11 protein-coding genes are annotated in these 12,452 nt (G+C 43.9%); all 11 read left to right on the top strand.

Annotated elements, in window-relative coordinates:
• Nucleotides 1-208: 208 nt before the first annotated feature.
• The 11 genes from csrD to AB4517_RS02960 all read left to right on the top strand — a co-directional run bounded on the left by csrD (nucleotide 209) and on the right by AB4517_RS02960 (nucleotide 12,429).
• Complete coding sequence (gene csrD / locus AB4517_RS03010) at nucleotides 209-2,224, top strand: RNase E specificity factor CsrD (protein ID WP_171732396.1); 2,016 nt, start codon at nucleotides 209-211, stop codon at nucleotides 2,222-2,224.
• A gap of 2 nt (nucleotides 2,225-2,226) precedes the next feature.
• Nucleotides 2,227-3,669 carry an MSHA biogenesis protein MshI gene (locus tag AB4517_RS03005; RefSeq protein ID WP_136979366.1) on the top strand — a complete coding sequence of 481 codons (1,443 nt, stop codon included), beginning with the start codon at nucleotides 2,227-2,229 and terminating at the stop codon, nucleotides 3,667-3,669.
• Nucleotides 3,669-4,316 (top strand): type 4a pilus biogenesis protein PilO, encoded by a 648-nt coding sequence (pilO, locus tag AB4517_RS03000; RefSeq protein ID WP_017061345.1) that lies wholly within the window; start codon nucleotides 3,669-3,671, stop codon nucleotides 4,314-4,316. The genes AB4517_RS03005 and pilO overlap by 1 nt, the downstream gene beginning before the upstream one ends.
• Complete coding sequence (locus AB4517_RS02995; protein WP_017061346.1) at nucleotides 4,309-4,641, top strand: hypothetical protein; 333 nt, start codon at nucleotides 4,309-4,311, stop codon at nucleotides 4,639-4,641. The genes pilO and AB4517_RS02995 overlap by 8 nt, the downstream gene beginning before the upstream one ends.
• Nucleotides 4,642-4,656: 15 nt before the next feature.
• A complete protein-coding gene (gene mshL / locus AB4517_RS02990) occupies nucleotides 4,657-6,294 on the top strand; it encodes a pilus (MSHA type) biogenesis protein MshL (RefSeq protein ID WP_102393514.1) in 1,638 nt (545 codons plus the stop codon).
• 53 nt (nucleotides 6,295-6,347) lie between these two features.
• Entirely contained in the window at nucleotides 6,348-7,187 is an 840-nt protein-coding gene (locus AB4517_RS02985) for an ExeA family protein (protein WP_017061348.1), read from the top strand.
• Between the two features lie 2 nt (nucleotides 7,188-7,189).
• Entirely contained in the window at nucleotides 7,190-8,365 is a 1,176-nt protein-coding gene (locus AB4517_RS02980; RefSeq protein ID WP_372082772.1) for a tetratricopeptide repeat protein, read from the top strand.
• Nucleotides 8,355-10,079 carry a GspE/PulE family protein gene (locus tag AB4517_RS02975; RefSeq protein ID WP_372082773.1) on the top strand — a complete coding sequence of 575 codons (1,725 nt, stop codon included), beginning with the start codon at nucleotides 8,355-8,357 and terminating at the stop codon, nucleotides 10,077-10,079. The genes AB4517_RS02980 and AB4517_RS02975 overlap by 11 nt, the downstream gene beginning before the upstream one ends.
• Nucleotides 10,080-10,091: 12 nt before the next feature.
• Complete coding sequence (locus AB4517_RS02970; RefSeq protein ID WP_017061351.1) at nucleotides 10,092-11,315, top strand: type II secretion system F family protein; 1,224 nt, start codon at nucleotides 10,092-10,094, stop codon at nucleotides 11,313-11,315.
• Between the two features lie 3 nt (nucleotides 11,316-11,318).
• Entirely contained in the window at nucleotides 11,319-11,774 is a 456-nt protein-coding gene (locus AB4517_RS02965; RefSeq protein WP_372082775.1) for an MSHA biogenesis protein MshF, read from the top strand.
• Between the two features lie 79 nt (nucleotides 11,775-11,853).
• Nucleotides 11,854-12,429 carry a prepilin-type N-terminal cleavage/methylation domain-containing protein gene (locus tag AB4517_RS02960; protein WP_372082777.1) on the top strand — a complete coding sequence of 192 codons (576 nt, stop codon included), beginning with the start codon at nucleotides 11,854-11,856 and terminating at the stop codon, nucleotides 12,427-12,429.
• Nucleotides 12,430-12,452 lie beyond the last annotated feature (23 nt).

Here is a 12,452-nt window from a genome sequence, read left to right as displayed (position 1 = left end):
AATATAATGAGCCGCCAATGGATTTTGATGATGACATCCCATTTTAGATCCTGTTTTTAATATATTATAAAGACAGTATTAAATTGGAAAAAGCCGCGTTCATCGCGGCTTTTTGTTACCTACAATTCTTAACGCTTTATTTACAACGTCAATTTATAGTATAAGTAGCAATACGGTATAATGTGAGTTGAAAAGGATTTCGTTATTCATGAGATATACCCCGACACTAAAATTGAGCACTCGATTGGTCGCATTTGTCACCGTGATAGTGATCAGCGCGATGTTCATTCTTTTTATTGGTGGCACACTTTCCTTTAAGCGTATTGGACAGGAATATTTAGACCATTATTTGGTTGGCATTGTCGACGTTGTAGATAAAGAGATGGAAGACCCTGACGCCGCGTATTCAATGCAGCGTTGGATGCCTAAGATGTTGCAGGCAAGCAATATTGTTGAGATGAAACTCTCGAACAAGACCGGCATCGTTTATCGTTTCAAAGATACCTCCCCACAAATTGATCCCAATCGTCTTTATGAGAAAAGCTTCATTTTAGAGCGTAATCAAGGCTACCGAATCGAATTTAAAGCACTTCCTCCTTATATTGGCTACAACTACTCAATGGAAGCGATGTGGTCAATTACTTTGGCTGTCGCATTGGTTCTGTTCTGTCTTGCTCGCGGTGTTCGTTGGTTGAAAGAACAACTCATGGGTTCTGAAATCTTGGAAGAGCGAGGAAGAATGATCTTGGCCGGTCAGGTTGAAGCTCATGCAAAGGGAGATGAGCGAGAGTGGCCTTATACCGCAAGCGAAGCCTTAGATGTATTGATTGAAGAGCTACAAGATGCTCGTCAAGAACGAAGTCGCTTTGATACCTTTATTCGTACCCATACTTTCCTAGATAAACTCACGGGAACGGCAAACCGAGTTTTATTCGATAATAAGCTGGAATCGGCACTGCATGAAAGTGGTGCTCGAGGCGGTGTGTTACTGATACGTATCGACGAATGGGAGCAAGTTAGTGATGCTAACGATAAGCAAACCACAGACGGCTTTATTATTGAAGTCGGTGAAGTACTGTCGAATATCGTTCAACGCTATCCCGATGTCATTTTTTCTCGCTATTACGAAGCGGACTTTGCTGTATTTATCCCTCATCAGGGCGCAAAAGATATTGCGACCTTGGCTGCTCAGTGTTTAAGGCAGTTAGATAAGCTAACTCCGCCAGAGCCTTTAGAGTCGGATAACTGGTGTCATATTGGTGTGACCATGTATACCGAAGGTGAGCGTCATAGCCAGATCATGGATGAAACGGAAACGGCACTAAAGAGTGCTCAGTTAGAGCGTATTAATAACTGGAGCCGTTACCCGAAAGAGAATAAGAATGAGCTTGATAGAGGCAGTGTTCGTTGGAGAACATTACTTGATAAAGCGCTGCTTCCTGAAAATTTAGTAATCTTTGCTCAGCGGTGTTATCTTATGCCGGAATCTGGTCAAGTTAATGAATTACATAGAGAAATATTTACTAGAATTCAGGATCCTGACAAAGGTTTATTGAAATCGTCTCGATTTATGCCTGCGGTAGAGCAAGTGGGTTATCAAGCTCAAATGGACCAATCGGTTCTAAAGGTTGTGTTGAAATCGTTGAAAGAATCAACTCAACCTATCAACTATTCAGTGAATCTGAATGTTACCCCGTTTGCTAATAAACAGCACTTTAAGTGGTTTAGGAGTGAGTTGTTACAGCTCTCTGCTCAACACCGCTCTCAGCTTGCGTTTGAGTTTCCAGAAGGGCACTTGATTGCTCATCTTGATTATATGAGACCGGTGGCAAAGATGTTGCGAGGTTTAGGGTGTAAAGTTGTGGTTGGCCAAGCTGGGCGAACCATTGTTAGCACTCACTATATAAAGGATTTGAAGGTTAATTATATTAAGCTTCATCGAAGCCTAATAAAGAAAATCGACCAAAGGCATGAGAACCAACTGTTTGTTCGCAGCTTAATTGGGGCGTGTGGTGATTCTCCAACTCAAGTTATTGCCGTTGGAGTCGAGACAAAACAAGAAAAGAATACCTTGATAGAGTTAGGCATTAACGGCTATCAAGGGAGATATTTCGACGAAGAACAACAAATTATCCCTTTGCCTAATCAAGCAGAAAAAGCCGCGAAAGCGGAATCTGTTGTCAAAGTTGGACGAAGAAATCGATGGCGTAAGAGTAGTAGTTAAGAATGAATTTTAAAGCGATTTTAGACAAAATAAAGCCAACGAATAATAAAGGTAGCTCGCAAGTTGTCTTGCTGGGCAATGACGCCATTTATATTTCATCGACAGAACAAGATCCTCAAGTAGCCAGCATTCCCGTGGTTAATGGGGACTGGGAGAGTGCGCTAAAAAAATCGCTTAGCAGTGAGGCGTTTACCAGTAATAGCGTCCAACTGATTGTCTGTGCTAACTACTACCAAACCTACCAAATTGATAAACCGGACATTCCAGAGAGTGAATGGTCGGTAGCACTGCCTTTTTTACTCAAAGATCTTGTTTCAGAAAGAGTCACGGAAATTACTGCGAGTGCGGTCGCGTTACCAACGTCGAACAAGCTGCAAGTATATGTCCTGCCTAAAAAGCTGTTGGACAAGCTTTTGAATATCACTAATTCGGCTCAGATTGAATTAATAGGTGTTGCTCCTGAAGATGAAATCTGGGGTTACAGTGCAGGCGAACTGTCTAATTTCATTCTTTTACAACGTAGCGTCAATTCACACTTTAAATTGGGTGCGTTTGTCGAAAATACCGTTTGTTTTCAAAGAACCATCCGCAGTGTTGTGCCACCTTTAACGGGTGTTGCGTCAAGTGCTCTGCAGTTAGATGGCCTCGCTTTAGAGCTTCAACGCTCGATTGATTACCTTTCTTCTCAAATTAAAGGCACCCAGCTTCACCAGCTTAAAATCTGTTGTGACGAAGAAGATGAAGCAGAGTTACAAAGTGCCTTAAACAGTACATTGAGCTCGACAGTTTCACTGTTGGTTGAAGGTGAGCGTGATAATTCAGAGAGTTTGTTGCTTAAACTTGCAGCTGAAAAAGAGACGTTTAAGGTCAATCTTTACCCTGAACACCTTAAGCCTAAAAAAGAATATTTTACGCTGACCAATGTTGTTGCGAGCTGGGGAGTAATTTGTGTTTTGATGCTTGGTGGTTACTTCGCAATGCAGTATCAAGTTTCTAATCTAGATAAAGAGCTAACAGCCCTGCAACAAGACTCGAATCAACTTAACAAGCAAGTTAACCAATTGAATAGTAAGTTAACTCAGCATAAACCGTCTCCAGAGAAAGTCGCGGCGGTTGCGCGTCTCAAACGTGAGACTGAGGCTAAAAAAGAGGCTTTGAAGGCTGTTGGACAATACGACGAATCCCAACAAGTCGGGTATTCTGGCGTCATGAATTCCTTAGCTAAATTAGGCCGAAATGACATTTCTCTTTCGCACATCTACATGACCCACGATACTTTAGATCTTAGTGGCTTGGCTCGTAACGCAAATGTCGTTCCGAACTGGATTGGTCAGTTTAAAAGTGAGCTTAATTTAGTCGGACGCACTTTTGAAAAACTAAAAATTGGCCGTAATGATCAGGATGTGGTGACGTTTGAGCTAAGTACTCGTCGGGAGAGTAAATAATGCAGCAGTGGAACCAGCTGAGCGATAAGTTTCTTGCATTAAGTCAAAGAGAAAAATGGCTACTTTTTGTGTGTGGTTTTGTTGGCCTATCGATGTTGTTGTTCACCTTATTGGTTGAGCCTGCGTATCTCGATCTACAAGCTAAAAATGCCAAGGCGAGCAGCCTGACTCAATCGAATCAAAGGCAGCAAGGTGAGTTACTTGTTCTGCAAGCTCAGTTAAACAAAGACCCAGACAAAGAAATTAATCGAGAGTACAAAAAGCTGCTGGTGGAGAGCCAAGATCTCTCTCTTCAGCTTTCTCAGATTGTTGATGGATTAATCACACCTTCTCAAATGTCGCAGTTACTGGAGAGCGTTCTTAACGCCGGTAATGGACTAAAGCTTGAATCGCTAGAGTCATTAAAACCAGAAGCGATTTCGAACAATAAAGAGACCAGCGAATATTCAGGCTACTTTCTTCACCCTGTAAGAATGGAGCTAACCGGCAGTTACTTTGATATTTCCGCTTATCTTCAAGCACTTGAGTCTCTACCTGTGAGTTACTACTGGCGCACATTTGAATACTCAGTAGAAGAATATCCTAAAGCTCGACTGGTGTTCGAGGTTTACACATTAGGTACTAGACAGGAGTTTATCGGTGGTTAGAACTCTTTTGTTGTCCTTGCTATTTAGTAGCTCTTTTGTGTGGGCTGAGCAAGATCCCACGGCGCCATTAGGCTGGCTTTCACCTCAACAGAAAACGGCGCCTGCTAAGAAAGCACCAACTCGTTATCGCTTGCCTTCTTTAGAAAGCATCGTGTGTAAGGGAGATACGCCTTGCTATGCGATTATGAATGGTCAGATTCTCGGACAAGGGGAAACGATCAGAGGGTACCGAGTTAAGAACATAGATCCAGAATACGTCACTCTGCAGAGAAGCTCTAAGCAGTGGAAATTAGAGATGTTCTCTTTAGATGTTAAGAATAATTAAGGTTAGAGTGAAGACATGCGTAAACTTGTAGTAGCAATCCTAGTGTCATCTTTAGTCGGCTGTTCGATGGGGCATAGAGATCCTGTTGAGATTAAAGAGTCTTTAAACGAATCAATTAATGAAGCCAATAGCAGAGCGCTTCATGAGCTGCCTTCGTCGGTTCAAGATGACCTTATGCCTCAGCTTAATTCTGACTCGATGTCTCCGGGGATGGAAACGGTTAAGCGTTTTCGTATTCAGGCAAAAGGTGTTGAAGCGAGAACTTTTTTTGCCAGCTTAGTGAAAGGTACGGAATATAGTGCGGCTATTCACCCAAGTGTGTCTGGAAACCTTACGCTTAATCTAACGGACGTGACGTTAGATGAGGTACTGGCTGTTGCTCAAGATATGTATGGCTACGATATTGAAAAGCGTGGCAAAGTGATTCAAGTTTATCCTGCCGGTCTTCGCACCGTAACGATCCCTGTCGATTACTTACAAGTTAAGCGTTCTGGTCGCTCACTAACGACGATCACCACCGGCACGATCTCTAACTCAGATTCGAATTCATCGAGCTCTTCAAACTCGAACTCAAACTCGTCAAATTCATCTAACTCTTCTAATTCATCAAACTCGACATCGAATGGTGGTACAGAGATTGAAACGACCTCTGAAAGTGATTTTTGGCCACAGCTTGAAGCGGCGGTTGCTCACTTAATTGGCTCGGGCGATGGGCAAAGCGTTGTCGTGACCCCGCAAGCGAGTGTGATTACAGTGCGTGCTTACCCTGACGAAATTCGTGAGGTTCGAGAGTTCTTAGGTATTTCTCAAAAACGCCTGCAGCGTCAAGTTATCCTAGAAGCCAAAATCATGGAAGTGACCTTGAGTGACGGCTACCAACAGGGAATTAGCTGGTCGAATTTGTCTAAGTCGATTGGCAGCGGTGGCGTTGTAATTGATCGTCCGGCAAGTACTTTACCGCCGTTAGATGCAATCAGCTCTTTGTTAGGCGGACAAACTAACGTAACGATTTCAGATGGCAGCTTTGAAGCAGTTTTGAGCTTTATGGACACTCAAGGTGACCTTAATGTTCTATCGAGCCCGCGAGTCACGGCGGCAAATAACCAGAAAGCGGTTATCAAAGTGGGTACCGACGAATACTACGTAACAGATTTATCAAGTTCGGTCGGTAGTGGTGATGACGCGAATGTCGCACCTGAAGTTGAATTAACTCCGTTCTTCTCTGGTATCTCTTTAGATGTTACCCCTCAGATAGACGATAAAGGTAGCGTGTTCTTACATGTACACCCAGCCGTTATTGAGGTAGAGGAAGAAGTGAAAGAGCTCAACCTAGGTTCCACGACGGGCTTGGTGCAGCTTCCTTTGGCGAAAAGCTCTATTCGTGAGTCTGATTCAGTGATTCGCGCCAAAGATGGAGATGTTGTGGTTATTGGTGGGTTAATGAAATCAAATACCAGTGATGTGACCTCTAAAGTTCCATTCCTTGGTGATATTCCAGCCTTAGGTCATTTGTTCCGTAACACCAATCAGTTAACGCAAAAAACTGAACTCGTGATCTTGCTTAAGCCAACGATCGTGGGTGTGAATACTTGGCAAAATGAGTTGGAGCGTTCACGTGATCTTCTTCAGCAGTGGTTCCCTGATGAAGAGTAATTGCTTACTTTCTCAATATAGAGTGGCAGTGTCTCACTAAGCTAGGTCGTCGTATGTATCAAGCTCACTTTGGTTTTGAACAACTGCCATTTACCTTAACGCCGAATACCGATTTCTTCTATGGTTTAGCGCCTCATTTCGAAGCGATTCAGACGGTAATCTCGGCGTTGGAAATGGGCGAGGGCGTGATTAAGGTGACCGGAGAGGTAGGCACTGGAAAAACCATGGTTTGCCGGATGTTGGTCAATCACCTACATGACTGTACAGCTCTGATCTACTTACCAAACCCTGTGTTATCAGGGGCAGACTTGCGCCAGGCGGTTGCAACAGAGCTTGGTTTAGCTGTCGATAATGAAGCAACCTTGGTTGATAACATTCAGCATAAGCTCATTGAATTGCACAATTCTGGTTTAAGAGTGGTGGCTATTCTTGATGAAGCTCAGGCTCTATCGGATGAAGCGCTCGAAACATTAAGGTTGTTTGGTAACCTTGAAACGGAAGATAAAAAACTGCTGCAGATTGTCTTATTAGGTCAGCCAGAATTGGATGCTCGATTAGAGGCGTACCACCTAAGGCAGTTTCGCCAAAGAATCACATTTAGTTCGACACTGAGACCGCTGAATCTCGATGAAACGGTGGCTTATATTGATAATCGAATCGCTAAATCTGGTGGTAGCCCTGAGTTATTCAGCTTGAATCAAAAAAAGGCGATCTGTCGTTCGTCGTTAGGTATCCCTAGATTGATAAACCAACTTTGCCATAAGGCTCTATTGCTTTCGTTCAGTGAAGATAAGAAAAGTATCGACAACCAACATCTTTTTTCAGCTATGCATGAAACGTACGATGTGTGTAAGCCTAAATTTAAAACGCCAATACTGTGGGGTTGGAATTAATTATGAGCGTCATTAACAACGCCTTGTCTGAATTGGCAAAGAAAAAGTCAGCGACTTCGATTGAAGCGGCAGTCGTACCTAAAGTAAAAACGCGTTCCCCCCTAGTTTGGGTTGTTGCAGGTTTTACGTTGAGCTTAGCGATGGGCGGTTGGGCGATATCGCAAGGCCCTGTGATTGATCAGTCTATTGTTGAGCAGTCAATCTCAACTCGAGATTTACAGGTTCAAGTCTCTGTCGTTGATGATTCAAATGGCATCCAGGAAGCCGCTCAACCTATCTCATCGCCAACTAAGAAATTGGTGACACTAGACTCTGCGATCCTTTCAACAGAAAACACTGCGATGGCAAAAAGCGCTCAATCTAAGCCTAGTGTTTCCGAATCAGTTGTTATGTCTGCCCCAAAAGCGACAAAACAACAAACACCGGCTAAAGCTCTAAGCGTGCCTGAAACGACTAAGACTGAAATTCCCCAACCGATTTACGTTGCTAGTGTGGCAAAAAAAGCCCCTGCGTCTATCTCTAATGAGCCTGTAGCCTCTGGTGATTCAGAAAATAGCGGAATGTTGATCGAACAGGTTGAGTTAACTCCGGAACAGCTATCTGTGAATGCACAAGGTCGAGCTCAGAAAGCGCTTGATGCGAACGATCTTACTGGTGCGTTGAAGGGCTACACTGAAGCTCTACGCTACACGCCACGAAATGAAGATGTCCGTCAGAAACTTGCGATTCTCTATTTTGGTAAAGGCGATACTCGCAAAGCCTATGAGCTTTATCAGTCTGGAATTAAGCTCAACATCAACAGTGAAAAATTGCGATTAGGGTTATCTAAACTGCTGGTTAAAGCGAATCAATCAGAAGCGGCGCTGAGCCCTTTAGTACACATGCCTCCGCATCCAACTCAAGAGTATCTAGCAATGCGTGCGGCGTTGAGCCAAAAATCACAGCAAGAAGAAATCGCACTCGAGAGTTATCAAAAGTTGGTTGAGGTCGATTCAGATAACGCTCGCTGGTGGTTGGGCTTAGCGATTCAGCAAGAACGCCAACTCGACTTCACGGCTGCTAAAGCGTCATACCAAGGTGCGTTAACCAGAGTCGGTATCTCATCTCAATCACAAAGCTTTGTGCGTGACCGGTTAAAAATACTCAATGCTTTAGAGGAGAGCGGCGATGCAAATTAGATTAAGAAAAAGACTTGGTGATTTGCTTGTCGAAGAAGGTATTATCACCGAGGCTCAAGTTGAACAAGCACTGGCCGCTCAGAAAAGTACTGGGCGTAAGCTGGGTGATGCGCTAATTGAGCTTGGCTTCTTGTCAGAACAGCAAATGCTGAGCTTTTTGTCGCAGCAGTTAGCGATTCCTCTTATTGATTTAAGCCGAGCCGTTGTCGATGTTGAAGCAGTACAGCTTTTACCCGAAGTACATGCTCGTCGCCTTCGTGCATTGGTTATTGGACGCCAAGGTGACACTTTGCGTGTTGCAATGAGTGACCCAGCCGATCTGTTTGCCCAAGAGTCTTTGCTTGGTCAGCTCGGCGATTACGCGCTTGAATTCGTTGTTGCTCAAGAAAGGCAATTGGTTGATGGCTTCGATCGCTATTATCGAAGAACCAAAGAGATTGCCTCGTTTGCTGAGCAACTTCACGCTGAACACCAAGTTAATGATGCCTTTGATTTCGATATCGCTGAAGAAGACAGTGATGAAGTTACCGTCGTTAAGCTGATCAACTCGCTATTTGAAGATGCTATTCAGGTTGGCGCTTCGGATATTCATATCGAGCCAGATTCAAACGTATTGCGTCTTCGTCAGCGTATTGATGGTGTGCTGCATGAAACATTGCTGAATGAGGTGAATATTGCTTCGGCACTTGTACTGCGCTTGAAGCTGATGGCAAACCTCGATATCTCAGAGAAACGTCTTCCTCAAGATGGTCGCTTTAATATCCGAGCTAAAGGTCAGTCGGTTGATATTCGTATGTCGACCATGCCAGTACAGCACGGTGAATCAGTGGTTATGCGTCTTCTTAACCAGTCAGCAGGCCTACGTAAACTAGAAGAGTCGGGCATACCGAGTGATCTGTTGGTTCGTCTGCGTCAACAATTGCGCCGTCCACATGGCATGATTTTGGTTACCGGACCAACCGGCTCAGGTAAAACAACAACCTTATACGGCGCGTTAAGTGAATTAAACGAACCGGGTAAAAAGATCATTACTGCGGAAGACCCGGTGGAATACCGCCTACCTCGTGTGAATCAAGTTCAGGTAAACCCTAAGATCAATCTCGATTTCTCTACTATCTTGAGAACCTTTCTACGTCAGGATCCCGATATTATTCTTATCGGTGAGATGCGTGACCACGAAACCGTTGAGATAGGCTTGAGAGCTGCACTGACCGGCCACTTAGTATTAAGTACGTTACATACCAATGATGCGGTAGACAGCGCGTTGCGTATGATGGATATGGGTGCTCCGGGTTACTTGGTCGCGAGCGCTGTTCGAGCAGTAGTCGCACAGCGATTAGTTCGTAAAGTGTGTACAGATTGTAAGGTTGAGGATGAGTTAGATGAACCTCGCAAGCAATGGCTGAGCGTCCGTTTCCCTAACCAAGTAGGTGTGCCGTTTATGAAAGGCCGTGGTTGCCAGAACTGTAACGTAACGGGTTACCGCGGGCGAATTGGTGTATTTGAAATGTTGGAGCTAGAGCAAAACATGATGGATGCACTGAGAGCTAATGATGCGGTAGGTTTTGCTCAAAAGGCGAGACAGTCTGAAAACTATAAACCGTTATTGGCTTCTGCGATGGAATTGGCTCTGCAAGGTGTCGTGAGTCTTGATGAGATAATGCATCTTGGCGAAGGTGATGCGTCCGGTGCCACTGACCCAATTTATCTGTAGGGGTAGAATGATATGCCAACGTATCGTTATGTAGGTCGCAGCTCTGATGGTAGTCAAGTAAGTGGGCAATTAGACGCGAATAACGAAGATCTTGCTGCTGAAAGCTTGATGAGTAAAGGGATCATTCCAACCTCTATCAAACTGGGCAAAAGTGGTGGTTCAGTCTTAGATATGGATGTATCGAGTCTGTTCTTTCCGAGTGTACCGTTAGAGGTGTTGGTTCTGTTTTGTCGACAGTTATACAGCCTAACCAAAGCGGGTGTACCACTATTAAGATCGATGAAAGGCCTCACTCAAAACTGCGAAAATAAGCAGCTGAAAGCCGCCTTGGAAGAGGTGGTTGCTGAGCTAACCAATGGTCGCGGCTTAGCGGCGTCAATGCAGATGCACCCAAAGGTATTCAGTCCGTTGTTTGTCTCGATGATTGGCGTTGGTGAAAACACAGGCCGTCTAGATCAGGCTTTACTGCAATTAGCTGGATATTACGAACAAGAAGTTGAGACTCGCAAACGAATTAAGACTGCGATGCGTTACCCAACATTCGTGATCAGTTTTATCTTGATTGCAATGTTCATTCTTAACATCAAGGTTATTCCACAGTTCTCAAGCATGTTTGCGCGCTTTGGTGTCGACTTGCCGCTGCCTACTCGTATCTTGATTGGTATGTCTGAGTTCTTTGTGAATTACTGGGGCTTAATGCTTGGAGTGATCTTTGGTCTTATCTTCGCTTTTAAAGCTTGGGTGAAGACAGACAAAGGTTTGGAAAAGTGGGATCGATTACGCTTAAAAATGCCGGTCATTGGCGGGGTAGTGAATCGAGCACTGTTGTCACGCTTCTCGCGTACTTTTGCTTTGATGCTTAAAGCGGGTGTTCCACTGAACCAGTCGCTAGCGCTTTCGGCGGAAGCTTTAGATAACCGTTTTCTAGAGTTGCGAGTTCAAGCCATGAAATCGGCCATTGAAGCCGGTAGTACGGTTTCGTCGACCGCGATTAACAGCGAAATTTTCACACCGCTCGTGATACAAATGATCTCCGTCGGTGAAGAGACGGGTCGTATTGATGAGCTATTACTTGAAGTGGCTGATTTTTATGACCGCGAAGTCGATTACGATCTGAAAACCTTAACCGCCAGAATTGAACCCATTTTGTTAACCATCGTTGCAGGCATGGTGCTGATTTTGGCGCTAGGTATCTTCTTGCCGATGTGGGGAATGTTGGATGCGATCAAAGGCTAGGGAATGCTAAATAACCTACAACGCTCACGTTTTGTTATTTGGACAGTGGTTATTCTTTTTCTTATTGTCGGTGTGCTTTCGGCATTCAAAACGGTAGAAGAAGAAGCGACTAACACGGCATTTATCGTCGCGAGCAAGCGGATTTTAGAGCAAGCCAATTTGTTCAAACAGCAGTATTTGTTATCGGGTGCTGGGCAAGAAGAAGGCTCGGAACCCCCAAAGATCTACAGCAGAACTGGGTGGGTAATGCCTATCCAAGGTACGGAGCGAGACTGTAATTATTGGCTGGATCAATTATATCCTCAAGGGAGCATTTTAGGGCTAAGCTCTCCAAGAGTTGAAGATAAAAGTGATAACAGACACTTTCACTGTAGTTATTATTATACTGATAAATATCAGGTAGATATATTACTTGAAAGAGAAAGGTTTAGTGTAAAAGCCAATATTTTGGCTTTGTGAAAATATTGACAGTTTTAGTATGGTTTTATACGTGCGCGAATGTATAATGCGCGTTAATAATTAGATGAGTAGGTAGAAAATGCTTAAGAATCAAAAGGGTTTCTCCCTTGTCGAATTAGTCATAGTGATCGTGGTCGTTGGTTTATTGGCGGTGGCTGCTTTACCTCGCTTTCTCGATGTGACAGATGAAGCCAAGAAATCAAGTATTGAAGGTGTTGCTGGTGGCTTTGCAACCGCAGTACTATCGGCAAGAGCACAGTGGGAAGCAGAAGCTAGGCCATCAGAGAAGATAGGTGTTGAAACATACAATACTGTAAATTATGATGGTGTTGATTTTTGGTTAACGAGATCAAAAAACAGTAACAATGTCGATACCGATTTTAGAGATGGCTATCCGTGGACTCTGAACAATAATTCGAGCACTGCTCCACAAGATATTTCAGATGAAACATGTTCTGAGTTGATGGAAAACTTGCTGCAAAATCCACCTAAAGTTGGTGAGGTTTCAGTTGTTGCTAGTGATTCAAATTACAAATATTCAGCGCAAGCGAATTCAGGTGATGCAACGTGTACTTACGTTCAATTAGAAGGCAGTACTGAGCATGAGTTTGTTTACGAAATTAAAACTGGTCGTGTGACCGTAACTTTGCAGTAAGTCTGCGTAAAATTAAACATAGA

This window comes from Vibrio sp. 10N.222.52.C3, assembly GCF_041474195.1.
Taxonomy (GTDB): domain Bacteria; phylum Pseudomonadota; class Gammaproteobacteria; order Enterobacterales; family Vibrionaceae; genus Vibrio; species Vibrio crassostreae_C.
Note: the sequence above shows the minus strand (reverse complement) of the source record. Positions and strands in the feature narration are given on the sequence as shown.